Here is a 26,473-nt window from a genome sequence, read left to right on the forward strand (position 1 = left end):
GTCGGTCCATGCCAAGCCCGGCGATCGAGGACAATGACAGAACATTCCGAGCTTCCCGCCATCGAGATCGACGGCATCAGCAAGGCGTTCGGCCCGACCGTCGCGCTGGATGGCGTGTCGTTTCGGATCGCGTCCGGCAGCGTCCATGCCCTGCTCGGTGAAAACGGAGCCGGCAAGTCGACACTGGTGAAACTGCTGTCCGGGCTGGTCCGGCCGAGCCAAGGCCATGTCCGTGTCCTCGGCAAGGAGATCGCTTACGGCGCGCCGCGCGCAGCACATGCGCTGGGCATGCAGACAGCGTTCCAGGAGATGACCCTGGTGCGCGACCTCTCGGTCCTCGACAACATGATGCTGCCTTATGCCCCCATCGGCATCTCCGGCCTGATCCGCCGCGGTGCTGCCCGCAAGGCCGTCCGTCGCCATATCGAAGATCTCGGTTTTTCCGTCGATCTCGATGCCGAGGTGAGCGAACTCGAGCTTTCTGTGCGCCAGAAGATCGAAATCGCGCGCGCTGTCTACAGAAAGCCGCGCATCCTTTTGCTCGACGAACCGACCTCGACGCTCGCCGGCCGCGACGTTGACTGGCTGGGCGACATCATCGCCAGGCTGAAGGCGGCGGGCACCACCATCGTCTTCATCACGCACCGCATGCGCGAGGTCCGCGCCTTTTGCGACGCGCTGACGATCCTGAGAAACGGCCGCCACATCGTCACCGCGCCGGTTGCCGACGTCTCGGATGGCGACGTCATCGAAAAGATCATCGGCCGCAGCATCGAGCAGACCTTCCCGCCCAAGCCGGACAGCGCCCAGGCTTTCGGTCCGCCGGTTCTGGGCGTGCGCGACCTCAAAGTCGGGCGCAAGCTCGACGGCGTCGGCTTCGACCTGCGCAAGGGCGAAATCCTCGGCGTCGCCGGATTGCAGGGCATGGGCCAGCAGGACCTGTTCCTGGCCTGCTTTGGCATGGCCGAGATCGAGCGCGGCCACATCCTCGTCGACGGCCGCAAGGTCTGGCTCGGTTCGCCGGCCGATGCCCTGCGCCCCAACATGGCCATTGGACTGGTGCCGGAAGACCGCAAATCCGAAGGCCTGTTCCTGAAGCTGTCGGGCAGCCAGAACGCCACCCTGCCGGTGATATCGCGCTTCACACGGCTAGGCCTTGTCGACGCGCAGGCTGAGACCCGCTCCGTCGAGGCGGCATTCGCCACTGTCGAGGTCGACCGTCGGGCGCTGTGGACGCGGGCCGGTGCGTTTTCCGGCGGCAACCAGCAGAAGATCGCCATCGCCAAATGGCTGGTGGCGCAGAGCCGCATCCTGCTGTTGTTCGATCCCACCCGAGGCATCGACGTCGGCACCAAGCACGAGCTTTATGTGATGATGCGAAACTACGTGGCTTCGGGCGGTTCGATCCTTCTGCACTCGACCGAGATTCCCGAACTCGTCCACCAATGCGACCGGGTCCTGGTTCTTTACGACGGGCGCATCGCGGCCGAACTTGAAGGCGACGCCATCACCGAACCGGCCATCATGCGCCCGGCGCTCGGGCATGCCGGGGAAGCCGCCGCATGAGCAGCGCAGCAGCCTCATCCCCTGTTCCCGGCGGCTTCGGACTGCGCCGTGCGCTGATGCGCAATCGCGGCGCGCTGATCGCAGCTGTCGTCCTGGCGATCCTGCTCTTCGTTGTCGACTGGATCAGCGCCGGGCCGCTGACCTATTTCGATGTGTCGTTCCTGTCGAGCGGCGGCGCCACCTCGGCGCTCGCGGCGATCGGCCAGACCATCGTCATCCTGTCGGGTGGCTTCGACCTGTCCGCCGGCGCGGTGATATCGCTGGTCAATGCCGTGATGGCATCGAGCATGGATCCGATGGCGCCAGGCGCCAGCATCATCCTGTGGACCGCCGTCGGCATCGGCGTCGGCATGGCGGTGGGCGCCTTCAACGGCTTCTTCATCGCCGTGCTGCGCATGCAGCCCATCGTGGTGACGCTGTCGACCATGTTCATCCTGCAAGGCGTGACGCTGCTTGTGATGGACAAGCCCGGCGGCTTCGTGTCGCCCGATCTCGGCACCTTCTATCTTGGCGACGCGATCACCGGCTGGCTGCCGATGCCGCTGGTGGTGATCGGTGTCGTGCTGCTCGCCTGGTTCTGGCTGAAGGGAACCCGCTTCGGCACAGCACTTTACGCGGTCGGCAGCGATCCGGAGTCTGCCGCTGCCGTCGGCATCAATGTCGTGCTGGTGCGCTTTGCCGTCTACGTGATCGCCGGCGGCTGCTATGGCCTGGCCGGCGTGTTCATCAGCGCCCAGACCGGCAGCGGCGATCCGCTGGTCGGCAATCCGCTGCTCTTGTCGATGTTCGCGGCGGTCGTCGTCGGCGGCACGCGTCTCGGCGGCGGGCAGGGTGGCCCGGTGGGTTCTGTCTTCGGTGCCTTTATCCTGATGATCGTGGTGAACATCCTGCTGGTGCTCAATGTGTCGGCCTATTATGCGACCATCGCCGAAGGCACCATTCTGGTGCTGGCGGCACTTGCCGGCTCGATCTCGCACGCATCGGTACTTGCCGTGCAATTGCGCGCCGCGCGCGCCCGGCTTGCTGCCTGGCGCGCCGGCATATTGCCCTCGCAGCTCGAGCGCGTGGACCGGCGTCTCAAGATCGCCGAACCAGCCCATGGCCAACGCAGTCCGGCATCGCCGCGCCCCGCCTTCCATCTGCGCAACGCGGAAACGCTGCGCTATGCGCTGCCCGCCTATGTCTGCCTGCTGCTCATCGTGGTCGTCACCCAGATCTGGCTCGGCCGCGCCATTCTCAATCCGGGCTACTGGAATTCCCTGCTGGTCCTATCGTCCTTCCTCGCCGTCCTGGCGCTCGGGCAGGGAACCGTCATCTTGACCGGCGGCCTCGACCTCTCCGTGCCGTGGACTATCGGCATCTCCGGCATCATCCTGGCCGGCATGGTCAACGGCTCCGACGCGGCCCTTGTCTACGCCTTGCCGGTCGTTCTGGTGATGGCTTGCGCCATTGGCTTCGCCAATGGTTTCGGCATCGTCTATCTCGGCATCTCGCCGATAGTCATGACGCTCGCCACCAACGGCATTCTCCAAGGCTGTGCGCTGCTCTATTCGCAGGGAACGCCGGCCGGGTTTTCCTCGCCGATGCTGCGCTGGGTCATGACGGCCAAGCTCGCCGGCCTGCTGACCCCAATCGTGCTGCTGATGGTCGTCTTTGTCGTCGCAGCGGTACTGCTGCTTGGCCGCACCCCGTTCGGTAGGCGCGTCTACGGCATCGGCAACGGGCTGCGCGCGGCGCGATTGTCGGGCATCGGCGTCGAGCGTACGCTGATCCTGGTCTACATGCTCTCGGCCGTCTGCGCGGCTGTTGTCGGCATCATGCTGACCGGCTTTTCCGGCCAGGCGAGCCTTGGCATGGGCGACGACTATTTGTTGCCGTCGATCGCCGTGGTGGTGGTCGGTGGCGCGCTGATCACCGGCGGGCGCGGCCACTATCTCGGCATGCTGGGCGGCGTGCTGTTGCTGACGGCATTGCAGATGCTGCTGGCCGGCACCACGCTTCCCTACGCCACGAGGGCAATTCTTTACGGACTGGTCGTTCTGGGCGCCGTCATGGCGCTGCGCGAACGGCGGCTGCAATGAGAAGGACAGGACCATGAGCACAAGGGCGCCGGCATCGGCGGACGAATTTCTGACTGGGCTGAAAGGCCAGCGCGTGCTGGTGACGGCAGGTGCCGGTGGTATCGGTTTTGCCATAGCCGACACGCTGTCACGCCTCGGCGCCCGCATCGTGGTCTGTGACGTTTCCGACGAGGCGCTGGCCGCTGCTCCCGGCAAGATCGGCCTCGTCGCCGCGGTCAAGGCCGATGTTTCGCGCGACGAGGACGTCGACCGCCTGTTCGAGACGGTCGAGAAAAAACTCGGAGGGCTCGATGCGCTGATCAACAATGCCGGCATCGCAGGGCCGACCGGCGGTGTCGACGAGATCGATCCGGCCGACTGGCGGCGCTGCATCGACATCTGCCTGACCGGCCAGTTCCTGTGCGCCCGTCGCGCCGTGCCGCTGATCAAGGCGGCGGGCGGCGGTTCGATCGTCTCGATGTCGTCGGCCGCCGGCCGCCATGGCTACGCCTTCCGCACGCCTTATTCGGCGGCCAAGTTCGGTGTCATCGGTTTCACGCAAAGCCTGGCCAAGGAACTCGGGCCGCACGCCATCAGGGTCAACGCCATCCTGCCCGGCATCATCGAGGGACCACGCATCGAAGGTGTTATCTCGGCGCGCGCCAAGCAGGTCGGTATCAGCCACGAGGAGATGACCGGACGCTATCTCCAGAACATCTCGCTGCGCCGCATGACCAGCCCCTATGATGTCGCTGCGATGGTCGCCTTCCTGCTCTCCGATGCGGGCATCAACATTTCCGGCCAGTCGCTCGGCGTCGACGGCAACGTCGAAACACTTTGAGGAACAAGCCATGGCCAATGTCGCGATCGTCGGAAGCGGGTTCATCGGGCGAGCTTGGGCGATCAGCTTCGCCCGCGCCGGCCATGATGTGCGGATGTGGGACCAGTCGCCGGCAGCGACAGGTGGCGCCCGCGACTACATTGCCGGCGTGCTCGGCGATCTCGTCCAGAACGACCTGCTGCGAGGACAGGCGGTCGACACCGTGCTCGGCCGGATCGCCATTGTCGCCGAGATGGCAGAGGCGCTGGCTGGTGCGGTCCATATCCAGGAGAACACGCCTGAAAACCTCGAGGTGAAGCGGGAGGTGTTCTCGCTGATCGACAGCCTTGCCGATCCGCAAACAGTCATCGCCAGTTCCACTTCGGCGCTGTTGCCGTCGAAATTCACCGACCATCTGCAAGGACGGCATCGCTGTCTGGTCGTGCATCCGATCAATCCGCCCTATCTCATTCCGGCGGCTGAGGTCGTGCCGGCGCCGTGGACGTCTGCTGACACGCTCGAGAGAACCCGCGCCTTTCTTGTCGACGCCGGTCATGCGCCGCTGGTGATGAAGCGCGAGCTCGACGGCTTCATCATGAACCGCCTGCAAGGCGCATTGCTGGAGGAAGCTTTCCGGCTTGTCGCCGACGGCTTTGCCAGCGTCGAGGATGTCGACATCGGCATTCGCGACGGGCTGGCGCTGCGTTGGTCGTTCATGGGGCCGTTCGAGACCATCGATCTCAATGCACCCGGCGGCGTGCGCGACTATGTCGAGCGCTATCAGGGCATCTATTCCAACATCTTTCCCCAGACGCAGCGGCGCGTCGACTGGGCCGGCAAGGTCATCGACACGGTCGAGGCTGATCGCCGCAAGCGACTGCCACAGCAAAGCCTAGGCGACCGGCAGGTGTGGCGTGACCGCCGGCTCATGGCGCTCGCCGCCCACAAGAGAAAATCGGATCAGGAGTTTGGAGAATGACGCAAACCAGCCGCAAGCCGGGGCCTGCACAGACCAGGGGCAAGGTCATCATCACCTGCGCGGTGACGGGCGCCATCCACACGCCGACCATGTCGCCCTATCTGCCGATCACGCCCGACCAGATCGCCTCGGAGGCGATCGCCGCTGCCGAAGCCGGTGCCGCGATCCTGCATCTGCACGCCCGCGACCCGGAAACAGGCAAGCCCGACCAGACGCCGGAGGCCTTCGCCCGCTTCCTGCCGCGCGTCAAGCAAGGCACCAACGCCGCCATCAACATCACCACCGGTGGCAGCCCGTACATGAAGGTCGAGGAGCGCGTGCGCCCGGCCGCCCAGTTCAAACCCGAAGTCGCCTCGCTCAACATGGGCTCGATCAATTTCGGGCTCTATCACCTCGCCGACAAATACGAGACCTTCAAGTTCGACTGGGAAAAGCCGCATCTGGAAGCGACCCGCGACCTTGTCTTCCGCAACTCGTTCAAGGACATAGAGTACATTCTGGCGACCTGCTACGACAACGGCACGCGCTTCGAGTTCGAGTGCTACGACATCGCCCATCTCTACAATCTTTCCCACTTCGCCGACCGCGGGCTGGTGAAGCCGCCTTTCTTCGTGCAGTCGGTGTTCGGGCTGCTTGGCGGCATCGGCACCCACCCCGAAGACGTCGCCCATATGAAGCGAACCGCCGACCGGCTGTTCGGCGACCAGTTCCGCTGGTCGGTTCTCGGCGCTGGCGCCAGCCAGCTGCGCATCGCCGCGCAATCGGCAGCCCTTGGCGGCAACATCCGCGTCGGGCTGGAGGACAGCCTTTGGGCGGGCAAGGGCAAGCTTGCCAAATCGAACGCCGAGCAGGTCTTGCTGGCCCGCAAGATCATCGAAGGGCTCGGCATGGAGGTCGCGACGCCCGACGAGGCACGCGAGATCCTGTCATTGAAAGGCGGGGACAAGGTCGCTTTCTGAGGCAGCCCGAACAATCGCCGCGAGACACAAAAACGGAGGAGGACGGCATGAAGATCGAAGTCGTGGTGGACGTGAAGACCACATTGGGCGAAGGACCGTTGTGGGACGTCGAACAGGAGCGCCTCTACTGGATCGACAGCTTCGACGGGCGCGTGTTTCGGGCGACCGCCGACGGACGCGAGATCCGGTCATGGGACGTGCCGATGAAGATCGGCTCAATGGCGCTGCGCAAGGACGGTAGCGGCGCCGTGGTGTCGCTGCAGCGCGGTTTCCATCTGCTCGATTTCGCCTCTGGCGATGTGACGCTGATCCACGATCCCGAGCCGGACAAGCCGATGAACCGGCTCAACGACGGCAAGGTCGACCGGCACGGCCGCTTCTTCGCCGGCTCCATGGATACGATGGAAGAGGGGCCGTCCGGCGGGCTCTACAGGCTCGATCCGGACTTCTCCGTCACCCGGATCGATTCTGGCATCATCTGTTCCAACGGTCCATGCTGGAGCCCCGACGACCGCACCTTCTATTTCGCCGACACCTGGACCGGCGAGATATGGGCCTACGACTACGACATCGCCACCGGTGCCGCCACCAACAGGCGTACCTTCGTGCGCGTCGACACCAGCCGGGGCGGTGCGGCGGACGGCTCGACCGTCGATGCCGAGGGCTATCTGTGGAATGCGCTGGTCTATGACGGCCGACTGGTGCGCTATGCGCCCGATGGCAGCATCGATCGCATCATCGACATGCCGGTCAAGAAGATCACCAGCGTCATGTTCGGCGGACCGAAGCTCGACACCCTCTATGTCACCTCGATGGCCAAGCCGCCGCTGCCGCGTTTCCCCGGCGACGGCGTCTTGCGCGGCAGCCTGTTCGCCATCACGGGTCTTGGCGTCAACGGCGTTGCGGAACCCCGCTTCGGTGGTTGACGCCAGGCAAGCGAAGCGCCCGTAGCATACGCGGATCAGCCCTTGGCGCGCAGGTTCCTCGCTGAAAATATGGGCCGAAACCAAGCTGCGTTCGAGAAGTCGCCTGTGCGCGGCTTCTACGGTCGGATCAGGTCTCAGGGGGAGCGTGAGGGCCGCAGAGGTCGAGCGTCCACAGGATGGTTCCGCAACGGTCCCGACATAGCCGTGGTAACTGCCATGGCCATTGCCATCTATCCAACCGGGTAAGTTCGGCAATTAATGCCGGACGTGGCGTATACAGGCATACATATATCCACACAGAGGGGTTTCCGTTAGACTGAGCGTCGCGTGAATTGGGAGCATCGATTGCGAGGATTTGCGGAAAGCGTGATGCAGGGGCCGCGGACCGTGGCCGAACAGGTCGCCAATGTCCTGCGCGAAGCGATTGCCGGTGGAACCATCAAGGCGGGCACTCCGCTGCGCCAGGATGAATTGGCCGAGCAGTTTGGCTTTAGCCGCATGCCAATCCGTGACGCCCTTCGCCAATTGGAAGCCGAAGGTATTGTTTCCATCCATCCGACAAAAGGCGCGCAGGTCGCCCGGATGGACAGCGCCGAGATCAGTGAAATCTACTCACTGCGCGAACTGCTCGAAAGCGAGGCACTCCGGCTCTCTGTACCCAACCTCGCCGGTGCCAGGCTCGATGAGGCGGAACAGGTGCTCGATCAGATCGACGCTGAGCGCAATGTCGGCCGATGGGGCGCGCTGAACCGTGCCTTTCATCTGGCTCTCTACGACGCCTGTGGCAACCATCGATTGCTGGCCTTAATCGAGGCGCACCACAATGCCGCCGATCGCTACGTCCGCATCCTGCTGTCGAACCTGGACTATCGCAGCCGCTCGCAGAGGGAGCATCGCGACCTGCTGGCCGCCTGCCGGCGGCGCGACGGCGACAGGGCCACAAGCATTCTGAGGCAGCATCTTCGCGAGGGACGCGAGACGCTGGTCAGCGCGATCAGGGAAGATGGCCTGTCGCGAAAATCCTGACGGCGTGGCTCATGGGTATCGCGCTGGGCTTCAGCCCTGCGCCGGCCTGCGTTCGACGATGTAGATGTGGTCGGCCGCCAGCACCACTTCGCCGCGCTGGTTGATCACCTCGCAGTGCTCGATCACCCGTCCTGAACCCGGCCGCTTGGGATCGTCCTCCTTGGCCGCGATAGTGGTGCGGGTGCGGATCGTGTCGCCGATGAACACCGGCTTGATGAAGCGCAACCGGTCGTAGCCATAGGAAAATGCGACGGGATTGACGATGCTTGCCGTCAGACCGATGCCGACCGAGAACACCAGCGTGCCGTGCGCGATGCGCTGGCCGAACGGCGTCGTCTTCATGAACTCGGCGTCCATATGATGCGGAAAGAAATCGCCGGTGTGGCCGGCATGGACGATGAAGTCGGTCTCGGTGATGGTGCGGCCGCTGGTCAGGCGTGACGAGCCGATCTCGTAGTCCTCGAAATACTGGATCTGTTCCATCAGGGTCTTTCCGCGATCGGTGTCGCCGGTGCCGCACTCGACTGATACGCTGCCTCGACCAGCGCCATCGTGCCCCACGCATCCTCGACGGGGCTTATCAGCGTAGCATCTTCGCCTGCGGCAAAGCGCTGGACATTGGCCATGCGGCCGACGAAGGCATCGGGAAACCACTCGCCGGCCAAGGGCACCGCGATCCAGTCCGTCCCGCCCTTCGGATAGATCTCCAGAATATCCGGCTCGCCTGTGGGATAGTCGAGGTTGAGGCCGAGCTTGAGGTAGGCGGCACCCTCGGTGCCACAGATGCGGAACTCGCAGGCCTGATATCGGCGGCCGAATTTGTGGTCGTGGTTGATCGACAGGGCGCAGCGCACGGTGTCGCCATAGTCGAGAATGGCGCTGGTGCGCGTCTGCGCCACCTTATGGTTGGGATGGCCGAGCGTCTTGGCGTGGACGCCCTTGGGATCGCCGAGTAACTGCCGGATCAGATCGAGGTAGTGGATCGAATGCATGGCAATCTCGACGCGCGGCGCCTTGAGCAGGAATTCCCACAGCTCCCACGGTGTCGCCAGCGCCAGCCACGCGTCGAAGTCGACGATCTCGCCGAGCCAGCCCTTGGCGATGGCGTCCTTGAGCGCCAACATCATCGGCGCGAAGCGCAGCTGGAAGTTCACCGCCGCATGGAGCTTCCTGGCGCGGCAGATCTCGAGGATCGTGGTTGCCTCGGCAAGGTTGCTGCCCATCGGCTTCTGGATCAGCGCCACCGCGCCATCGGGCAGGGATTTCAGCACATCGGCATGACGCGAGGGCGGCGTCGCGAGGTCGAAGATCGCACCCTCGACGGCGGCTGCCTCCTCGGCCGAGCGAAAGGCTGTCACGCCCCATTGACTGGCCAGTTTTTCAGCTCTGGCGTGGTCGGGGTCGTAGAGGCCGGCGATAGGAAAGCCGGCCTTCCGGTAGGCCGGGAAATGCGCGTCGCCGACGATCGACCCGGCGCCGAAGGTGACGATTGGGCGGGGCTTGGAGGGTTTTGGCCAGGATTGAACGAGCAAGGCAGGGTCGAAACCGCCTTCAGTCATGATGGAAGACCTCATCCATCTCGGCCCACCACTCGCCTTCCCCACGCGTCGCCAGCGGCTCCTGGCAGGGCATGCAGACTGCCCACCATTCCTGCGTCGTGGGGTCGGCTGCCATCTTGGCCATGTCGGCTTCGTAGTCGCTGCCGTGATATTCGAAAGTGCTGAACAGCAGGTTCTCCGGACGCTTCAGGTAGATGGAATAGTGCTTGATGTTGCAGGCCGAGATCATGGTCAGCACGCCAGGCCAGACGGCGGCATGCAGGCGGACATACTCCTCGACCTTTTCAGGCTTCAGCCCCAGAACCATTCCCATCCGCTGCATGCCCGTCTCCTATTTCGTGATCGCCGTGGTGAATTCGGCGATGCTCATGGCCTTGACCGCGTCCCAGTCCCAATCGATGCCGATGCCAGGCTCGTCGGGCGCCAGCGCCTGGCCATCCTCGATGCGCATGCGCTTACCGGTCAACTGGTCGAGTTGCGGAATGTACTCGACATATCGGCCGTTCTGAACAGCGCAGGTCAGGCTGACATGCAGCTCCATCAGGAAATGCGGACAGACCGGAATGTCGAAGGCCTCCGCCGCGTGCGCGATCTTGAGCCAGGGCGTGATGCCGCCGATGCGGCCGACATCGACCTGCACGATCGAGCAGGCGCCTTTCTGCATGTATTCGCGGAAATGGCGGATGGAGTAGAGCGATTCGCCAATGGCGATTGGCGTCGGCGTCGAGTTCGACAAGCGCACATGCCCGTCGATGTCGTCGGCCGGCAGCGGCTCCTCGATCCAGGCGAGATCGAGTTCACGCAGCCTGGACGCGCGGCGGATCGCCTCATCGACCGAAAATCCCTGATTGGCGTCAGTCATGATCTCGTAGCCGTCGCCGACCGCCTTGCGTACCGCCGACAAGCGCGCCAGATCTTCCGAGCCGTGCGGCCTGCCGATCTTCACCTTCGAGCCTCGAAAGCCCTTCGCCTTGGCGGCGAGCGCGTCGTCGACCAGCGCCTGCGTCTCGATGTGCAGCCAGCCGCCTTCGGTCGTGTAGAGCGGGCAGCGGTCCTTGGCGCCGCCGGCCAACTTCCACAAAGGCAGGTTCTGCTTCTTGGCCCGCAGATCCCACAGTGCGGTATCTATGGCCGCAATCGCGATGGCCGTGATCGCTCCAATCGTGGTGGCATGCGTGGCAAATTCGAGGTCGTGCCAGATCGCCTCGATCCTCTCGGGGTCGCAGCCGATCAGGCGTGGCACCAGATGGTCAGAAAGTAGCCGCATCACCGACGAGCCCCCGGTGCCGATCGTGTAGCTATAGCCGGTGCCGACCGCGCCGTCGGAATCGGTGATTGTGACGATCGGCGTTTCCTGGCTGACGAAGCTCTGGATGGCGTCGGTGCGCTTGACCTTGGGCACAAGGTCCACCATGCAAAGGTCGACTTTCTCAATTTTGGCCATGCCGATCAGCTCCGCAATGTCTTTCCGGTCTCAGTGGCAAACAGATGCGCCTGCGACATGTCGAGGCTCATGGCGACCCGCTCGCCCGGCCTCAATGGCCTCGGGTTCAGCATGCGCGACACCCAGTCCGTACCGTTGAATTCGACGAACACCAGCGTCTCGTTGCCGAGCGGTTCAGTCACCGTGATCGGCAGTTCGATCTGGTGGACGTCTGCCGCGCCACCGGAACTGATACCATGGCCGGTCGGATAGATGTCGTCCGGCCGCAGCCCGAACACAACCTTGTCGCCGGTCGTGACATTGGCCTTGAACTGAGCGGGCAGCGGCAGCTTTTCACCGCTGGCGAAAACCATCTGGCCGTCATCGATCGTGGCCTCGTGCAGGTTCATCGGCGGCGAGCCGATGAAGCCGGCGACGAAACGCGTTGCCGGCCGCCGGAAGACCTCGTCGGGCGTGCCGACCTGTTCGATATGGCCGTCGCGCATGATGACGATACGGTCGGCCAGCGTCATCGCTTCGACCTGGTCGTGGGTGACGTAGATCACCGTCGACTGCACCTTGGCATGCAGCTTCTTGATCTCGGTGCGCATCTGCGTGCGCAATTTGGCGTCGAGATTGGAAAGCGGTTCGTCGAACAGGAAGACATCGGGGTCGCGCACGATGGCGCGGCCCATGGCGACGCGCTGGCGCTGACCGCCGGACAGTTGTGAGGGGCGGCGATCGAGCAACATGTCGAGGCCGAGGATGGCCGAGGCTTCGGCGACACGGCGGACCATGTCTTCCTTGGCGGCACCGGCGATCTTCAGCGAGAAGCCGAGATTCTCGCGCACCGTCATGTGCGGATAGAGCGCGTAGGACTGGAACACCATCGAGATGTTGCGCGAGCGTGGCGGCAGGTCGTTGACGATGCGCCCGCCAATCTCGATCGAGCCGGCGCTGATCTCTTCCAGCCCGGCGATCATGCGCAGCGTCGTCGACTTGCCGCAGCCGGACGGGCCGACCAGCGCGATGAATTCGCGGTCGGCGATATCGAGATCGATGCCGTGCACGATCCCGATGTTGCCGTAGCGCTTGGTCAGCTTGGTGAGGGTAACGGTTGCCATGGTATCAGCCTTTCACCGCGCCGGAGGTCAGGCCGCCGACAAGGTGTTTCTGGACGACGTAGGTGAGCGTGAGCGCCGGGATGATCATCACCACGGCGAGCGCGCACATGCCGCGCCAGTCGATGGTGAACTCGGCGGTATAATCGAGCAGGCCAACCGGCAGCGTTTTGGCGCTGACCGAGCGGGTCAGCTGCGAGGCCAGCGCGAATTCATTCCAGCAGGTCAGGAAAGCGAAGATCGCCGCGGAGGCGATGCCCGGACCGGCGAGCGGAAACTCGACCTGCCAGAACGCCTGCCAGCGCGTGCAGCCGTCGATCTGCGCGGCTTCCGCGAGGTCCTTGGGCACCTGGCGGAAGAAGCCGTCGATCAGCCAAATCGTGAACGGCACATTGAGCGCGACATAGGCAAGAATCAGTCCGAAATGGGTGTCGATGATGCCGAGCCGCACATAGAGGAAGAACAGCGGCAGCGAGAGCGCAATGCCCGGCACGGTGCGCGTCAGCATCAGGCCGAGGAAGACGCTCGATTTGCCGCGGAAGCGGTAGCGCGCGAAGGCATAGCCGCCGGCCATGCCGATGGCCACCGCAATGACCGTGGAGGTCACCGAGATGATCAGCGAGTTGCGGAAATATTCGATCACAGGGATGCCGCCCTTGCCGATGCCTGAGAACATCGCGACATAGGCATCGAACGAAATCTCCTGTGGGATCCACACCGGCGGCTTGGCCATGATCTCGACGGTCGGCCGCAGCGAAGAGATGACGATCCACAGGCCCGGCAGGCAGATCGTCAGCATCGCCAGGAACAGGCCGATGCGATAGACGATATCAAGCAGCCGGCGCTTCAGGCGGGCGGAAGAATTCTCGTCCATCTTCACCACTCCGCACCGATCTGCGTGCGCGCCGCGGCGAGCTTGTTGAAGAAATAGACGGTGAAGGCGATCGACAGCAGGATCGAGAAATAGGCCATGGCGTTGGCCATGCCCATGCGCCCGTCGCTGTAGGCGGTGCGTGCCACCAGGGTCCAAAGCAGTTCGGTGCGGCCCGCCGGTCCGCCATCGGTCATGATCTTGACGATGTCATAGGCGCGCGCGACGTCGAGCGAACGGATGGTCATGGCGATGTAGGCGAAGGGCATGACGAATGGCCAGGTCACATAGCGGAATGTCTGCCACGGCGTGCAGCCGTCGACCCGCGCCGCCTCGATCGGCTCCTTGGGCATGGCGAGCAGACCGGCGAGGATCAGGATGGCGAAGATCGCCGTCGACGACCAGATCTCGGCGATCGAAATGGCGATGAAGGCGAGATGGCCCTCGATCAGCCACGGTATGGCGTCCTGCGTGATGCCGAGCGACTGCAGCGCATTGTTCACAAGGCCGATATTGTCGTTGAACATGAACTTGAATTGGAAGCCAACCAGGATCGGCGAAAACATCATCGGGAACATCATCAGCGTGCGCAGGATGCGCTGGCCCCGCGTCGCCTTCTCGACCAGCATGGCCAATCCGAGGCCGAGCAGCATTTCAAGATTGAGCGCGATGGTCAGCAGCAGCACAGTGCGGCCGAAGGCCCACCAGAAATCGGTGTTGGACAGGATCGAGAGATAATTCCGGATGCCGATGAAGACATAGAATGTCTCTGGCCGCGTCAGGCGGAACGGCGTGAAGCTGGAATAGAGCGACAACAGCAACGGCACCACGACAACTGCCGCCAGCACGATCATGGCCGGAAGCAGCAGCAGGAATGGCGCGGATGGCTTGAAGCCCTTCATCAGAATCCTTGAGGTGTTTGCATTCGGACGGCGGTGCCTGGGCCGGGAGATGCGTGGGCGAGGGACGTAGGATTAGCGCGAACCGCCTAGCATCCTGCGAAACGCGATCGCCTCCCCCATTGCTGATGGGGGAGGCAGCCTTGGGAGCCGTTGCTAGAGCTTGCCGGCGTCCTGGAGGATTTGCGTCGCCTTGGCCGCCGCTTCATCCAGTGCCTGCTTCGACGTCTTGTCGCCGAGGATCGCCGCCTGCAGTTCAGGATAGACGGCGTTCGAGATCTCGATCCATTCAGGCGTCTGCGGCACGGCAAACGCGTGCTTGGCCTCTTCCTGGAAGGCGGTAAGAACCTCCTTTTTGTAAGGATCGTTTTCGGCCTGCTTCAAATCCCAGTCCCAGACCGCGGTGCGGGTCGGCAGCGGGCCGGCGGCGGCCTCGAGCTTCTGGCTGTCCTCGTTGGTCAGCCACCACACCAGGGAAGCCGCGGCCTCCTTGTTCGGGCAGTTCTCGGTCACCGAGAAGCCGTGGAAACCGGACCAGCCGGTGCGCTTGCCGGACGAACCCTTCGGCGCGACTTTCACGCCGACATTGCCGGCGACCTTCGACGACTTCGGATCGTTGAAGAAGCCTGCCCAGCCCGGCCAGTCGAGGTTGATGGCTACGGTTCCGGAAGCAAAACCCTGGCCGAGATCGTCCCACAAATAGTTGGTGGTGCCGGCCGGCACGGCCTTGGCCTTGTAGAGGTTGACGAACCAGTCGAGCGCGCGGATGCCGGCCTCGGAGTTGAAGACCGGCTTGCCGTCCTTGTCGAGATACTCGCCACCCTCGGCGACCACCATCTCGTAGAAGCGGCCGTTGATCGCCTCTTCCTTGCCGGCGAACTGCGTGCCGTAGAAATTGGGTGGGTTGGCGAAGAATTCGGCCTGGTCTGTGACTTCTTTCCAGGTGTCCGGCGGTACCAGATCATAGCCGTATTTCGCCTTGAACCTGGTCTTGTTGTCGGCGTTCTCGTAGAGGCTCTTCTGGTAGTAGAGCGCCGAAACGTCGAACTGCGCGCGCGGCAGCATCTCCAGCTTGCCGTCGATGGTCGCCGACTTGATGGTCGACGGCACGAAGGCGTCGATCTCTTCCTTGGGCAGCAATTTGCTGAGGTCGGTGTAGAGGCCCGTATATTGCGGCGCGAACGACGAATGGTTCCAGCCGACGCACCAGTTGGTGCTGCCCGAGGCGATGTCGGATTTGAGCTCCTTGTCGATGTCGAAGCCGTTCTTCTTGGTCAGGATGTTGACCTTGGCGCCGGTCGCCTTTTCCCATTCGGGAATGCGCTCGTAGAGCTTTTCATATTGCTGGCCGCCGATCAGCTTCACGTCGATGGTCACGCCTTCGAACTTGCCGGGCAGGTCGCCGGCAAGGGCAGCGCCCGCACCTGACGCAAGCAACAATGCACCGGCGCACACGCCGGAAAGCAGTCTGTTCATTGGTATCCTCCCTTGGTGCCGCCTCCGCGGCGACCGCAACTCGTCTGATGACAAGAAGTGCTACATTCATATACAAACAAAACATTCATATAAACGTCAAGGCGAAATTTGTTTCCGCCTCGCACGTTCCTGCGTATATGAAGGGTGAAATTCACTGGAGGATGAGCCCATGGACGACAGCGAAGACGAGCGCTATCGCGCGCCGGCGCTCGACAAGGGGCTCGATATCCTTGAACTGCTGGCGGGCGTCGACGGTGGCCTGACCCAGGCCGAAATCGCCAAGAAACTCGAGCGCAGTCCCAACGAATTCTATCGCATGCTCGACCGGCTGGTGCGGCGCGGCTACGTCACGCGCCTCGACGGCGACCGCTATTCGCTGACGCTCAAGCTGTTCGGCCTGGCACAGTTGCATGCACCGGTGCGGCGGCTGGTATCCTACGCCACGCCGCTGATGCGCGAACTGGCCGAGACCTCGCAGCAGGCCAACCAACTGGTTGTTTTTGATCGCGGTTCTGCCGTCGTCATCGGTCAGCAGGAAGCGCCAAACTACTGGGGCATATCGATCCGGGTCGGCTCCCATATCAGTCTGTTCGACACCGGCTCGGGACATGTTCTGCTCGCCTTCCGCTCACCGGAAGAGCGCCAGATGATGATTTCCGAACACGTCCGCAGCACCGACAAGACGGCGCAATCGACCGAGTTCTTCACCCGTCTCGACCAGATCCGCGACCGTGGCTACGAGATGATGGCCTCGATGCAGACAGCCGGCGTCTTCAACCTGTCGGCCCCGGTGCGCAGTTCCGACGGCAAGGCGATCGCCGCGCTGTCGATTCCTTACATCACGGTGGTCAATGCGCCTTCCGCGCCCGACATCACCAGGACGATCGAACTGTTGCTGGCAACGTGTGAAAAGCTGTCGCACCTCGCTGGATCAGCAGTCGGCTCATCGGTGTGAATTCTTATTTGAATGAGGAATTCTCCCGTGAGATGATTTGAAAATCCATAGGGAGGAGCCTCACCATGATCATCGATACCCATCTTCATCTCATCGATCGCTCGGCCCTGCGCTATCCCTGGCTCGCCGGCGTGCCGGCGCTCAACCGCGATTTCTCTTATGAAGACTACGCGACGGAGGCGCAGCGTGTCGGCATCGGGCGTGTGCTGCATATGGAGGTCGATGTCGATGCGGCCGACATCGAAGCCGAGACCGCTCGTGTGGAAGGACTGTCACGGCAGCCCGGCAGCATGCTGGCCGGGGTGATCGCGTCCTGCCGTCCTGAGGAAGGGGACTTCGCGGCCTATCTCGAACGGCAGCGGGCAAACCCGTTCATAAGGGGCTTTCGCCGCGTCCTCCATGTAGTGCCCGACGAGCTCTCGGAAGGTGCGGTGTTTCGCGACAGCATCAAGCGGCTTGGCGGCACCGGCCTGACCTTCGATCTCGTCGTGCTGCCGCACCAGATCCCCAGGGCGATCGTGCTTGCCGACCTGGCACCCGATGTGACGTTCGTCCTTGATCATTGCGGCGTCCCCGACATCAAGGGCAAGAGCGAACATCCATGGCGCGAGCATATAAGCGACATCGCCCGGCGCCCAAATGTCATGGCCAAGATTTCCGGTGTCGTCGCCTATGCCGATGCCGGTAGCTGGACGGTCGAGACGTTGCGGCCGTACGTTGAGCACACCATCAATTCATTCGGCTGGGACCGCGTCGTCTGGGGCAGCGACTGGCCGGTCTGCACGCTTGGCGGCGGCCTGTCGACCTGGGTGGCGGCGACCCAAGCATTGCTTGAGGGCTGCAGCATTGGCGAGCGCGACAGGCTGTTGTCCGGCAATGCCCGCAAGCTGTGGCGGCTCGACTGATGGGTCCTTTCAGATGGTTGTCGAGACGTGCCGTTCGCGGCCATAGAGCGAAACCAGCAGCACGATGACGAAGCCGAGCGCGGCCTGCACCGCTGCGGGCTGAAAGCCGAGGCCGATCAGCAGCGTGTTGATCTCGGTCAGCACCAGCACGCCGGCGATCGTGCCGAGATAGCTTCCCCGGCCACCGACAAGTGCTGCGCCTCCTACGACGACCGCCGCGATGGTCTGGAACAGATAGGGTTGGCCGACATCGCCATAGGCCGAACCGGTGAAGCCGAGCAGCAGCACCCCTGCCACGGCGGCGAAGAAAGCGCTTGCCGCATAGGTGATCACCCACATGCGAACCGGATCAATCAGCGCCAGCGGCGCCGCGCCCGGATTGCTGCCCAGCGCATAGAGCCGGCGGCCATAGGGTGTCCGCTCCAGCACCAGCACGACGAGCGCGGCCAGCACCACCAGGCTCGGCACCAGCCACGGCACCGGCAGCGGTCCGGCCGACCCGCCGATCGAGACGAAGCTGGATACCGCTTGCGGTGCGGAGCCTGACGGGAAGCCGGCTGTCCACAGCAACACCAGCCCTTGCACGACCATGCCGACGCCGAGCGTGACGATGAGCGGCTGGATGTCGAGGCTGCGCGAGATCAGCCCGTTCAGCCCGCCGATGAAGAGCGCCAGCATGCCGACAAGGCCGCAGACCAGGACAAAATTCCAGCCATCGCCATAGAGCTGCGCCGCCACGACATTGGCAAAGCCGATGACGAAGGGGATCGAAAGGTCGATGCCGCCCATGATGACGACCAGCGTCTGGCCGATCGACGCGACGGCGAGCAGCGAGGCGAGCACCAGCATGGCGCGTATGGCAAACGGCGCGGAGTAGCCAGGAATGAGGACCGTGCCAGCGAGATGCAGAAGGGCGGCGACGCAGAAGGCGCCGACGACGCGGGCGTTGGTGGTTGCGAAGAGATTTCGGCGCAAAACCATGTCAGCGTCTCCCCATGGCAAGACGTTCCTGCAACGCTGTCAGCATCACGGCCAGCACCAGGATCGCGCCGTAGGCGATCTGCAGCACGAAGGTCGAGACGTTGAACGTCGTCAGCACGCTTTGCAGCAGGAAAATGTCGATGGCGCCGATGGCGGCACCCGCCACGCCACCACGGCCGCCGACTAGGCTGACGCCGCCGAGCGCTACGGCGGCGATGGCGATCAGCGTGTAGGTCGGCCCGATGTTGGGGTCGGCGGAACCGATCAGCGCGGTCAGCATCAGCCCGGCGCATCCGCCGAGGACGCCAGTCATGACATAGGCGATGAAGCGCACGCGCGTGACGTCGACGCCGGCGGTGTAGGCGGCGCGGTCGTCGCTGCCGACCGCCATCAACTGGTCGTAGTAAGGGGTGCGCCGCACCAGCCACCAGGCGATGCACATCAATGCCAGCGGCAGCATCGACAGCGGGCCGGACAGTGCCTTGAGCCAGGCCGGCGCCGGGCCGATCGGCGCCGGCAGGATTGTCAGCGTCACGCCGGTGAGGATCAGATAGGTGCCGAGCGTGGCGACGATCGGCTGGATGCGCACGATTGTCGCCAGAAAGCCGTTCGCGGCACCCACCAGCGCGCCGACGAGCAGCGCCGCCGGAACGAGCACCAAGGGCGATGAGATGCCGGCGCCGAGGAACAGCAACTGGATCGCGAAAGCATTGACGAAGCCCATCAGCGGCCCGACCGAAATGTCGATGCCGCCACGGCCGGCGAGGATGACAGGCGTGGACGCAATGGCCGCACCGACCAAGGGCGCCGCCAGTCCGACCAGCGCGCCCCAGGAACCCGGCTGGAACCGTCCGGGGCTGAGGATAAGATTGACCGCAAGCAGGACGACCAGCAGCACGACGGCGAAGCCGAAATTTCGCCCAAGGGATAGGAGACGCGCAACAGGGCTCATGCCGCACGTCCGAACATGGCTGATATCACGCCGTCGGTGGTGAGCGTGTCGCCGGCGATCTCGGCCGCGATTTCATTCTCACGGAACACCAGCACGCGCTGGCACAGGAGAAGAATCTCCTCGATCTCGCTGGACAGGATGACGAGCCCCATGCCGTCGGCCGCCAACCCGCGAAACACGTCGTAGAGCACATGCCGCGTCGCCACGTCGACGCCACGCGTCGGATCGTTGAGGAGCAGGATCGCGGGCTCCAGCGCCAAGGCCCGCGCCAGCAGCACCTTCTGCTGGTTGCCCCCCGACAAAGTGGTGATCGGCGCATCGGGCCGGGGGGCGGCGATCGACAGTTTTTCGCGGTAGATGTCGTAGCGCGCCTTGCGCGCCGCCGGGCTGATCAGGCCGAGCCGTGTGTCGCGCGACAGAGTCGAAACGGCGAAATTGTCGAGCACCGACTGCGTCGGGAAAATGCCGTTGGCGCGTCGGTCGCGCGGCAAATAGGCGATGCCGCTGGCGACAGCCTTGCGAAACCCGGTGATCTTGCGGGACACACCCGATGCACCGAGTTCGATCGAGCCGCCATGCGGCGGTTCCAGGCCAGCAAGCATCTTGAGGAACAGCTCCTGGCCATGACCATCGAGGCCGGCAAGCCCGACGATCTCACCCGGAGCGATTGCTTGGGTGATCGGGCTGGCGCCGGGCGCGATGACGAGCTCGCGAACGGCAAGACCACCAAAATCGAGCGCGGTGCGATCAGCCATGCGCAAGCTCCGCGGCGGTACGTGGCGCCATCGCCTTGAGAAGTTCCGCCGGCGTTGAAGCGCCGCGCTCTTCGGTGCGCACCACGCTGCCGCCTCGCAGGATCGAGATGCGATCCGAAAGCGACATCACCTCGTCCATGCGGTGGGTGATGAACAGGATCAGGCAGCCTTCACCGGCAAGCGCATGCATCAACGAAAAAACGGATTCGCGATCGGCGAAGTCGAGCGCGGCGGTGACCTCGTCGAGGATCAGGATCTTTGGGTTGCGCACGATCGCGCGGGCAAGGACGACCAATTGCTGCGCGGCTAGCGGCAGCAGCCCGGCTGGCTTGTCGAGGGGGACGTCGGTGACCGCAAAGCGCTTCAGCGCAGCTTCCGCCTTGTCACGGCGCTCATGGCGGGGAACGGCACGCCGGACCAGTCCGTCGAGGCCGAGCAGGATGTTGTCGGTGACGCTGCGGTCCGGTGCGATCAGCACCTCCTGGAACACCGTGGCGAAGCCTTGCGCCTGGAAGGCAGATGGATTGGCGCCAGAGAATGGTTTGCCGTGCAGCAGGATCGCACCGCTGTCCGGCTGGACGATGCCGGACAACAGCTTGACCATCGTGCTCTTGCCCGAACCGTTCTCGCCCAGGATGGTGTGGATGGTTCCCGCCCGAAACGCGATCGATGCGTCCGCGAGCGCGATCGTCTCGCCATAGCGTTTGGATATGGTTTTGATTTCAAGCATGTCGCATTTCGATGCTGGCAGGCCGGCTCCCCGAAAGGAGCCAGCCTGTTGAGAGATTGGCAGACCTCACTTTGCGCAGGCGTCACTTTGCACAGGCGTCGGGCACTTTCGAATAATCCCAGCCCTTGGTCGGCGCCGGGTTCGAGAAATAGGCGTCGAGCCATTCCTCCGGCATCGGATCTTTCGGTGGGATCGGGAAGATCGACACGGCATCCGTCGTCATGCAGTCCCTGTACCAGGCACCGAGATCGGCGGTGTGGACAGGCGGGATCGGGATCAGCAACGTGTTCAGCTTCGGCTTCTGTCCGTCGAGCATGCGCTCGCCGACGCGGAACAACGTTTCGGCGGTCCAGTGCGGCAGAACCGCATGGCCTTCGAAGCGGTACTTGTCGGGGTTGGCCTTCCAGTAGCCCAGTGCATCGCCGGTGATCGAGCCGGTGATCAATGGCGCCGGTCGGCCGGCTTCCGCGAAGGCCTCGGCAACGACGCGACTTTCGCTGCCTGTCGTCCACACCGCATCGATCGGCGCCGGGTTGGTGGCGATCGCCTGAAGCACCACGGTCTTGGTGACGTTGGCTGTCCAGTTGCCGTTGACGTTGCGTGAAACCTTCAGCTTCGGATTTTCGGCCAGCGCCTTGTCCGCGCCCTGGCGCTCCTGCACCACGATCGGGTGTCCGGCGATGCCTTCGACCAGAAGGATGCTGGCGCCGTCCGGCTGCGCCTTGCCGATCGCCGTCATCATGTCGTAGCCCCAGCGCGCATAGTTGGAATCGACATTGATGGCGTTCGGGCTGGTCACCGAGCCGGCCGCGGTGATAAACGGAATGCCGGCTTTGGCGGCAGCGTCGATCGCATCATCGAGTGCCGTCGCCGAGCCCGGGATCGAGGTGATGATCGAGCACTTCTTGTCGATGAAGGCGCGGATCTGGTTGATCTGCTGGCTGGCGTCGTTGTTGGAATCAGACACTTCGAAGCTGGACACCGTTCCGTCGGCGATCAGCCCGTCAACAAGACGCTTCAACTCCTTGGTCACCGTGACCCGCCACGGATTGCCCTGGTAGGATTCCGAGTGGCACCATTTCCACGGCTTCGGCGGCGCGGTGAAATTGTCCCAGGCCGAAGGCAGCACCTTCTGCGGCGCGCCGTCATACTGTGCCTTGAGTTCGGTCGGCAGTCCGCCGATGACGCCTTGCACATCCTGGGCAAAGGCGGTCGTCGCAAGCGAGGCAAGCGCCGTTGCGGCCAGTAGGCCGCGGATCATTCCTGTCATCTCGTTCTCCTCCGTTCGGTTTGGTTCAGGCTCCTCCACCGGCAGCGCCGGACACCTGCGCCGGGGAACTCTCCCGAAACAGGCGATTGAGATCGGCAACGACCTGTCGGGCTTGATGCCGGGAGGTCATGCCGGAAAGGATGCGTTCGGACGCGGCCTGCTGGAACGCCATGTAGCCGTCATGGCGCGGCCGCACCCATGCGCCCTCCAGCGTCGCGCGCGTATCCCGATAGAAGTTGCCGGTTGCCGCATTGACGGTCTGGTCCTCCCAGGCCGCTGCATGGCCGGGCTGGCCGCCGGCGGCGGCATAGGGGCCGCGCTGGACATCGCCGCTCGCGACCCAATAGGCAAAATCGATCGCGGCATCCCTGGCCTTGGAGAATGCCGATACGGCTATGCCGGTGCCGCCAAGCGCCGAACCGATCGGGCCGCCGGAACCGATGACCGGAACATCGGCAAAGGCCAGCCGGTTCGCCCGAAAGCCAGCCGTCGCATAGGAAACGTAACCGTAGATCAGTGGCGCGCAGACGAGCCTGGAACCGGCCTCCGCCATACGTTCGGAGACGGCAATCGGATCCATCTCGAAACACGCGGGATCGACCAGCGCTGCAATCTCGCGCATTGTCTCGAAGACCTGGCTACCGATCTCCACATCGATCAGATCGTGGGACGGATCGGTCATGCAGGCATGCCCGAGATTGCCGGCAAGCGTGTAGAACACCATCAACACGTGAGGCGGTCGCAGCGGCAGCAGCACGCGGCCTTGCCGGGCGAGATCGAGCACCTCGCTCCAGCGCGCCGGCGGCGCCTCGAGCGCATCCGGACGCCATGCCTGGGCCTGGGTTGCCGCATCGATCGGGAAAGCCCATTGCCGTCCTTGCCAGTTGTAGCTCGGATAGGATTGGCCGACGCTGCCCGAGGCAAGGGCTGTGCGCTCCGCCTCGCGGCCGGTGACATCCAGCGGCTCGAGGCAACGCTCAGCCGTGATCTGGCCGACATGCGGATGGTCGATGACGATGAGGTCATAGGCGCGCGCCAGTTCTTCGACCGGAAAGGATTCGAAGTCCTGCAGCGATCGCTTGTCCCATTCGATGGCAATACCGGTCTTCTGCTGCCACAGAGCCGAGCAGGCGACCATCGGATCGTAGCCACGCGGATGGCTCCAGGTCATACCTTTGAGCTTGGGCGAACTCACAGGCCGAACTCCGCGCGGATGGCGGCACTGTGCTCGCCGATGCGGGGCGCCGCCCGATCGACCTTGGCCCTTATGCCATCGACCCGGAGCGGCGAACTGGTGGTGAGGATCGACACATCGTCCTCGCGCGTCACAGTCTGCAGCATGTCGAGGGACTGGAACCCTTCGCTCGCCAGCATCTCCGGCCAGGTCAGCACTTTGGCGCACCAGATGTCGGCCGGCTCGAGGATATCAAGCCACTCGTCGATCGTCTTGGTGGCGATCCGCTGTGCGATGATCGCCTTGATGTCGTCGCGCGCGGTGAACCACGACGCGGGCTTGTCGCGATAGGGTGCGAGTTCGCTGAGCGACAGGAGATCGGCCAGCTTGGGGATCGGCGTCATGGCGATGGCGAGGTATCCGTCCTTGGCCGGGTAAACACCGTAAGGCGCCGACAGATAGGCATGCGCGCTGCGGAAGCTGGAGCGCCTGGGCAGCCGGCGGCCGTCATTGAGATGCGTCGTCAGCACCTCGAATTGGAAATCGACCAGCGCTTCCAGCAGGCTGGTTTCGATATGGCTTCCCTGGCCGGTGATGCCGCGCCGCACCAGCGCCGCCAGTATGCCTTGCGCGCAGGCAGCACCGGCGAGCATGTCGCCGATGGCGAGGCCGAACGGCACCGGTCCCTGGTCCTCGTCGCCGTTCAGCCACATCACGCCGGAACGCGCCTGCGCCAGGAGATCCTGGCCGGGTCTCTTGACCCATGGTCCGTCTTCGCCATAGCCGCTGATCGAGGCATAGACCAGCCGCGGATTGATCTTGCGGACCGCCTCATAGTCCAGGCCGAGCCGCTCGATGACGCCCGGCCGGAAATTCTGGATCAGCACATCCGCCTTGGCCAGAAGGCCGCGCAACGCCTCGAGATCGGCCTCGTTCTTGAGGTCGATGGCAAGACTTTCCTTGGCCCGATTGATGGCGTGGAAGATGGTGGAATCGCCGCCGATCTCGGTGTCGCTGAGGTAGAGCCGGCGCGACAGGTCGCCGCCATCCGGACGCTCGATCTTGATGACGCGGGCGCCGAGATCGAGCAGTCTGAGTGAGCAATAAGGTCCTGACAGGAACTGGCTCATGTCGACGACGACGAGACCGGCGAGCGGCAATTCGGCTGCTGCCGGCATCTTCACTTCTCCGTCTTACCGACAAAGTCGGCCGGGTTGCGGTACTTCACCGTCTGCAGGTGTTCGCAGTAGAGAACGAGTTCGCCTTCGCCCTTGAACACCTCATAGCTGGCGCGGATCAGCCCCATCTCCTTGTAGCGGGGTGTCTTGTCGAGGTTGGAGCGGATCGAATAGATCGTGTCCCCAATGAAGACGGGCTTTATAAAGCGGAGCCTGTCGTAGCCATAGGAAAAGGCGTTGATGCAGTTGGTGGCGACCAGTCCCAGGCCAGCCGAAAAGACGAAGGCGCCGGCGATCAGTCGTTTGCCGAAAATGCCTTCGCTCTCGGCAAACATCTGGTCCTGCACATAGGGGTGGATGTCGAGCACCAGCGTGTTGAACAAATGGCTGTCGCCTTCAGCCATGGTGCGTCGCAACGAGCGGATCTTCTGGCCGACCGGCCAGTCCTCATAGAACCAGTTTTCGGCGTTCCACACCGGCAGCGCGGCATGGTCCCTAGGCATGTTGTTGGGATGCGTCGAGGCGACGCCGACGGTGGGCGCGAAATCGTTCATGGCCGGCACCGCCAGGCGTGGATGAGGTACGTCACAGCTGTCGGAGAACGCATCAAGGCGTCGAAATGCAAGGCGTTTCCTCCCATCAATCTTCTTTTGTGAATAGTATTTTCACATATGGGATTGCCTTGCAAGCGTGAACAGGCGAATTTTGGCTGCTCCCGCGCGCCGAAGCGCAGGCGGGCAGGGGAGGAAAATCATGCGCAAGGATTGTCTGGTCTTTGTCGGCAGCCTGAACCGCGAGGCGCCGTATTTTCAGGGCGCTCGGGGCGTCGGCCTCAGCGTCTACAGCTTTGACGAGACGACGCTGGGAACACGAAAACTGGCCGAGACCAACGACGTCGACAATCCGACCTTCCTCTCGGTGACACCGGACGGCTCGCACGTCTATGCCAATTCGGAAGTGTTCACCTGGCGCGAGGGAACTGTCTCCGCCTACAGCTTCGACCGAGCTTCGGGTACGCTCATTTATCTGAACAAGCAGCCGTCGCTCGGCAGCATCACCGCCCACAACACCATCACCCGCGATGGGACGAAACTGCTGGTCGCCAATTACGGCATGGGCGAGGGCGGTCCGGATCGTGCCGTGGCTGTCTATGGTTTCGAGAAGGACGGCGCGCTGTCGGCGCCGCTGGCCAGCATCTCGCATAAAGGCAGCGGCCCGAATGCCGCGCGGCAGGAACGTTCGCACGCCCATAGCGTCACCGAAACCATTGCCGGCGGCACAGCCATCGTCGCCGACCTCGGCATCGACCGGCTGGTGTCTTACCGGATCGAGCGCGACGGCAATCTGGCCAAGCTAGCCGAATCCGGTTTGCCATCCGGCGCCGGTCCACGCCACCTCGCACTGCATCCGAACGGACGCTTCGTCTTCGTCATGAACGAACTGGATTCGACCATCGTGTCGATGGCGCTGGACGAAGCCTCGGGCAAACTCACGCTCATCGACGCCAAGCCGGCGGTGCCATCCGAGGCGCGTGACAGCAACCATTGCGCCGACGTCCAGATCTCACCGGATGGCCGTTTTGTCTACGGCTCCAACCGTGGCCACGACAGCGTCGTCATCATGGCGGTCGACCAGCAGGCAGGGTCTCTAAGCCTCGTCGGCTACGTCCCTTGCGGCGGTGCCACGCCGCGCAACCTGGCCCTGACGCCGTCAGGCGGCCATCTGTTCTCAGCCAACCAGAATGCCGACCGCATTTCGATTTTTGCGCGCGACGCCGACAGCGGCATGCTGACCGACACCGGATGCGCCATCGAGATCGGCACGCCGATGTGCGTCAAGCTCGTGCGCTGAACCACCGCAACTCGCATCGAAGCCTCGGAGACGGCCA

Annotated in this window: 26 protein-coding genes; 10 read left to right on the forward strand and 16 right to left on the reverse strand. The window is 63.7% G+C overall.

The features are described 5' to 3' along the window. The first annotated feature begins 33 nt into the window (after positions 1-33). The 7 genes from EOA16_RS02060 (at position 34) to EOA16_RS02090 (ending at position 8,336) form a co-directional block, all read left to right on the forward strand. Positions 34-1,566 (forward strand): sugar ABC transporter ATP-binding protein, encoded by a 1,533-nt coding sequence (locus EOA16_RS02060; protein ID WP_127255111.1) that lies wholly within the window; start codon positions 34-36, stop codon positions 1,564-1,566. Continuing rightward, positions 1,563-3,647, forward strand: coding sequence for an ABC transporter permease (locus EOA16_RS02065; protein WP_127255112.1), 2,085 nt, complete (start codon positions 1,563-1,565; stop codon positions 3,645-3,647). The genes EOA16_RS02060 and EOA16_RS02065 overlap by 4 nt, the downstream gene beginning before the upstream one ends. A 13-nt stretch (positions 3,648-3,660) precedes the next feature. Then, on the forward strand, positions 3,661-4,467 hold the full coding sequence (locus EOA16_RS02070) for an SDR family oxidoreductase (protein ID WP_127255113.1): 807 nt from the start codon (positions 3,661-3,663) through the stop codon (positions 4,465-4,467). Between the two features lie 10 nt (positions 4,468-4,477). After that, positions 4,478-5,425 carry a 3-hydroxyacyl-CoA dehydrogenase gene (locus EOA16_RS02075; protein WP_127255114.1) on the forward strand — a complete coding sequence of 316 codons (948 nt, stop codon included), beginning with the start codon at positions 4,478-4,480 and terminating at the stop codon, positions 5,423-5,425. Further along, on the forward strand, positions 5,422-6,384 hold the full coding sequence (locus tag EOA16_RS02080; RefSeq protein ID WP_063167527.1) for a 3-keto-5-aminohexanoate cleavage protein: 963 nt from the start codon (positions 5,422-5,424) through the stop codon (positions 6,382-6,384). The genes EOA16_RS02075 and EOA16_RS02080 overlap by 4 nt, the downstream gene beginning before the upstream one ends. Positions 6,385-6,431: 47 nt before the next feature. Beyond that, entirely contained in the window at positions 6,432-7,310 is an 879-nt protein-coding gene (locus tag EOA16_RS02085; RefSeq protein ID WP_127255115.1) for an SMP-30/gluconolactonase/LRE family protein, read from the forward strand. 369 nt (positions 7,311-7,679) lie between these two features. Further along, positions 7,680-8,336 (forward strand): GntR family transcriptional regulator, encoded by a 657-nt coding sequence (locus tag EOA16_RS02090; protein ID WP_127255337.1) that lies wholly within the window; start codon positions 7,680-7,682, stop codon positions 8,334-8,336. Between the two features lie 30 nt (positions 8,337-8,366). On the opposite strand, the gene EOA16_RS02095 is transcribed toward EOA16_RS02090, so the two are convergent. The 8 genes from EOA16_RS02095 to EOA16_RS02130 all read right to left on the reverse strand — a co-directional run bounded on the left by EOA16_RS02095 (position 8,367) and on the right by EOA16_RS02130 (position 15,685). Beyond that, on the reverse strand, positions 8,367-8,822 hold the full coding sequence (locus EOA16_RS02095) for a MaoC/PaaZ C-terminal domain-containing protein (protein WP_164754085.1): 456 nt from the start codon (positions 8,820-8,822) through the stop codon (positions 8,367-8,369). After that, positions 8,819-9,895 carry a Gfo/Idh/MocA family oxidoreductase gene (locus EOA16_RS02100; RefSeq protein ID WP_127255117.1) on the reverse strand — a complete coding sequence of 359 codons (1,077 nt, stop codon included), beginning with the start codon at positions 9,893-9,895 and terminating at the stop codon, positions 8,819-8,821. Before EOA16_RS02100 ends, EOA16_RS02095 begins: the two co-directional genes overlap by 4 nt. Next, positions 9,888-10,217, reverse strand: a complete 330-nt coding sequence (locus EOA16_RS02105) for an L-rhamnose mutarotase (RefSeq protein WP_127255118.1) — start codon at positions 10,215-10,217, stop codon at positions 9,888-9,890. Before EOA16_RS02105 ends, EOA16_RS02100 begins: the two co-directional genes overlap by 8 nt. Positions 10,218-10,226: 9 nt before the next feature. Further along, a complete protein-coding gene (locus EOA16_RS02110) occupies positions 10,227-11,339 on the reverse strand; it encodes a mandelate racemase/muconate lactonizing enzyme family protein (protein WP_127255119.1) in 1,113 nt (370 codons plus the stop codon). Between the two features lie 5 nt (positions 11,340-11,344). Further along, entirely contained in the window at positions 11,345-12,442 is a 1,098-nt protein-coding gene (gene ugpC, locus EOA16_RS02115; protein ID WP_127255120.1) for a sn-glycerol-3-phosphate ABC transporter ATP-binding protein UgpC, read from the reverse strand. A gap of 4 nt (positions 12,443-12,446) precedes the next feature. Next, positions 12,447-13,313 carry a carbohydrate ABC transporter permease gene (locus EOA16_RS02120; RefSeq protein WP_127255121.1) on the reverse strand — a complete coding sequence of 289 codons (867 nt, stop codon included), beginning with the start codon at positions 13,311-13,313 and terminating at the stop codon, positions 12,447-12,449. Between the two features lie 2 nt (positions 13,314-13,315). Continuing rightward, the gene (locus EOA16_RS02125; RefSeq protein ID WP_023808865.1) at positions 13,316-14,212 is read right to left on the reverse strand and encodes a sugar ABC transporter permease; all 897 of its coding nucleotides are present in this window, start codon (positions 14,210-14,212) and stop codon (positions 13,316-13,318) included. Between the two features lie 153 nt (positions 14,213-14,365). Next, positions 14,366-15,685 (reverse strand): sugar ABC transporter substrate-binding protein, encoded by a 1,320-nt coding sequence (locus EOA16_RS02130; RefSeq protein WP_127255122.1) that lies wholly within the window; start codon positions 15,683-15,685, stop codon positions 14,366-14,368. Between the two features lie 169 nt (positions 15,686-15,854). Here EOA16_RS02130 and EOA16_RS02135 point away from each other — a divergent pair, with 169 nt between their 5' ends. Continuing rightward, positions 15,855-16,640, forward strand: coding sequence for an IclR family transcriptional regulator (locus EOA16_RS02135; RefSeq protein WP_127255123.1), 786 nt, complete (start codon positions 15,855-15,857; stop codon positions 16,638-16,640). Between the two features lie 65 nt (positions 16,641-16,705). Further along, positions 16,706-17,545, forward strand: coding sequence for an amidohydrolase (locus tag EOA16_RS02140; protein WP_127255124.1), 840 nt, complete (start codon positions 16,706-16,708; stop codon positions 17,543-17,545). 9 nt (positions 17,546-17,554) lie between these two features. On the opposite strand, the gene EOA16_RS02145 is transcribed toward EOA16_RS02140, so the two are convergent. The 8 genes from EOA16_RS02145 to EOA16_RS02180 all read right to left on the reverse strand — a co-directional run bounded on the left by EOA16_RS02145 (position 17,555) and on the right by EOA16_RS02180 (position 25,139). After that, on the reverse strand, positions 17,555-18,526 hold the full coding sequence (locus EOA16_RS02145; protein ID WP_127255125.1) for an ABC transporter permease: 972 nt from the start codon (positions 18,524-18,526) through the stop codon (positions 17,555-17,557). A 1-nt stretch (position 18,527) separates the two neighbouring features. Continuing rightward, entirely contained in the window at positions 18,528-19,478 is a 951-nt protein-coding gene (locus tag EOA16_RS02150; RefSeq protein ID WP_127255126.1) for an ABC transporter permease, read from the reverse strand. Beyond that, a complete protein-coding gene (locus EOA16_RS02155; protein ID WP_127255127.1) occupies positions 19,475-20,233 on the reverse strand; it encodes an ATP-binding cassette domain-containing protein in 759 nt (252 codons plus the stop codon). Before EOA16_RS02155 ends, EOA16_RS02150 begins: the two co-directional genes overlap by 4 nt. After that, a complete protein-coding gene (locus EOA16_RS02160; protein ID WP_127255128.1) occupies positions 20,226-20,963 on the reverse strand; it encodes an ATP-binding cassette domain-containing protein in 738 nt (245 codons plus the stop codon). Before EOA16_RS02160 ends, EOA16_RS02155 begins: the two co-directional genes overlap by 8 nt. A gap of 82 nt (positions 20,964-21,045) precedes the next feature. Further along, complete coding sequence (locus EOA16_RS02165) at positions 21,046-22,233, reverse strand: ABC transporter substrate-binding protein (protein ID WP_127255129.1); 1,188 nt, start codon at positions 22,231-22,233, stop codon at positions 21,046-21,048. 25 nt (positions 22,234-22,258) lie between these two features. Continuing rightward, positions 22,259-23,428, reverse strand: a complete 1,170-nt coding sequence (locus EOA16_RS02170; RefSeq protein ID WP_127255130.1) for an extracellular solute-binding protein — start codon at positions 23,426-23,428, stop codon at positions 22,259-22,261. Further along, positions 23,425-24,585: a CaiB/BaiF CoA-transferase family protein gene (locus EOA16_RS02175; protein WP_127255131.1), complete on the reverse strand. Its 1,161-nt coding sequence runs from the start codon at positions 24,583-24,585 to the stop codon at positions 23,425-23,427. Before EOA16_RS02175 ends, EOA16_RS02170 begins: the two co-directional genes overlap by 4 nt. A gap of 2 nt (positions 24,586-24,587) precedes the next feature. Beyond that, positions 24,588-25,139, reverse strand: a complete 552-nt coding sequence (locus EOA16_RS02180) for a MaoC family dehydratase (protein WP_127255132.1) — start codon at positions 25,137-25,139, stop codon at positions 24,588-24,590. A gap of 199 nt (positions 25,140-25,338) precedes the next feature. Here EOA16_RS02180 and EOA16_RS02185 point away from each other — a divergent pair, with 199 nt between their 5' ends. Next, positions 25,339-26,436 (forward strand): lactonase family protein, encoded by a 1,098-nt coding sequence (locus EOA16_RS02185; protein WP_127255133.1) that lies wholly within the window; start codon positions 25,339-25,341, stop codon positions 26,434-26,436. The last annotated feature ends 37 nt before the right edge of the window (positions 26,437-26,473 follow it).

It is taken from the genome of Mesorhizobium sp. M7A.F.Ca.US.008.03.1.1 (assembly GCF_003997495.1).
Taxonomy (GTDB): Bacteria; Pseudomonadota; Alphaproteobacteria; order Rhizobiales; family Rhizobiaceae; genus Mesorhizobium.

Bases quoted from the DNA above. Each gene is read 5' to 3' on its own strand.
- EOA16_RS02145 (WP_127255125.1), bottom strand. From the start codon at position 18,526: ATGGTTTTGCGCCGAAATCTCTTCGCAACCACCAACGCCCGCGTCGTC.
- EOA16_RS02065 (WP_127255112.1), top strand. From the start codon at position 1,563: ATGAGCAGCGCAGCAGCCTCATCCCCTGTTCCCGGCGGCTTCGGACTG.
- EOA16_RS02075 (WP_127255114.1), top strand. From the start codon at position 4,478: ATGGCCAATGTCGCGATCGTCGGAAGCGGGTTCATCGGGCGAGCTTGG.
- EOA16_RS02125 (WP_023808865.1), bottom strand. From the start codon at position 14,212: ATGAAGGGCTTCAAGCCATCCGCGCCATTCCTGCTGCTGCTTCCGGCC.
- EOA16_RS02105 (WP_127255118.1), bottom strand. From the start codon at position 10,217: ATGCAGCGGATGGGAATGGTTCTGGGGCTGAAGCCTGAAAAGGTCGAG.
- EOA16_RS02155 (WP_127255127.1), bottom strand. From the start codon at position 20,233: ATGGCTGATCGCACCGCGCTCGATTTTGGTGGTCTTGCCGTTCGCGAG.
- EOA16_RS02120 (WP_127255121.1), bottom strand. From the start codon at position 13,313: ATGGACGAGAATTCTTCCGCCCGCCTGAAGCGCCGGCTGCTTGATATC.
- EOA16_RS02165 (WP_127255129.1), bottom strand. From the start codon at position 22,233: ATGACAGGAATGATCCGCGGCCTACTGGCCGCAACGGCGCTTGCCTCG.
- EOA16_RS02135 (WP_127255123.1), top strand. From the start codon at position 15,855: ATGGACGACAGCGAAGACGAGCGCTATCGCGCGCCGGCGCTCGACAAG.
- EOA16_RS02060 (WP_127255111.1), top strand. From the start codon at position 34: ATGACAGAACATTCCGAGCTTCCCGCCATCGAGATCGACGGCATCAGC.
- EOA16_RS02140 (WP_127255124.1), top strand. From the start codon at position 16,706: ATGATCATCGATACCCATCTTCATCTCATCGATCGCTCGGCCCTGCGC.
- EOA16_RS02085 (WP_127255115.1), top strand. From the start codon at position 6,432: ATGAAGATCGAAGTCGTGGTGGACGTGAAGACCACATTGGGCGAAGGA.
- EOA16_RS02185 (WP_127255133.1), top strand. From the start codon at position 25,339: ATGCGCAAGGATTGTCTGGTCTTTGTCGGCAGCCTGAACCGCGAGGCG.
- EOA16_RS02100 (WP_127255117.1), bottom strand. From the start codon at position 9,895: ATGACTGAAGGCGGTTTCGACCCTGCCTTGCTCGTTCAATCCTGGCCA.
- EOA16_RS02175 (WP_127255131.1), bottom strand. From the start codon at position 24,585: ATGCCGGCAGCAGCCGAATTGCCGCTCGCCGGTCTCGTCGTCGTCGAC.
- EOA16_RS02130 (WP_127255122.1), bottom strand. From the start codon at position 15,685: ATGAACAGACTGCTTTCCGGCGTGTGCGCCGGTGCATTGTTGCTTGCG.
- EOA16_RS02080 (WP_063167527.1), top strand. From the start codon at position 5,422: ATGACGCAAACCAGCCGCAAGCCGGGGCCTGCACAGACCAGGGGCAAG.
- EOA16_RS02150 (WP_127255126.1), bottom strand. From the start codon at position 19,478: ATGAGCCCTGTTGCGCGTCTCCTATCCCTTGGGCGAAATTTCGGCTTC.
- EOA16_RS02070 (WP_127255113.1), top strand. From the start codon at position 3,661: ATGAGCACAAGGGCGCCGGCATCGGCGGACGAATTTCTGACTGGGCTG.
- EOA16_RS02160 (WP_127255128.1), bottom strand. From the start codon at position 20,963: ATGCTTGAAATCAAAACCATATCCAAACGCTATGGCGAGACGATCGCG.
- EOA16_RS02090 (WP_127255337.1), top strand. From the start codon at position 7,680: ATGCAGGGGCCGCGGACCGTGGCCGAACAGGTCGCCAATGTCCTGCGC.
- EOA16_RS02180 (WP_127255132.1), bottom strand. From the start codon at position 25,139: ATGAACGATTTCGCGCCCACCGTCGGCGTCGCCTCGACGCATCCCAAC.
- EOA16_RS02110 (WP_127255119.1), bottom strand. From the start codon at position 11,339: ATGGCCAAAATTGAGAAAGTCGACCTTTGCATGGTGGACCTTGTGCCC.
- ugpC (WP_127255120.1), bottom strand. From the start codon at position 12,442: ATGGCAACCGTTACCCTCACCAAGCTGACCAAGCGCTACGGCAACATC.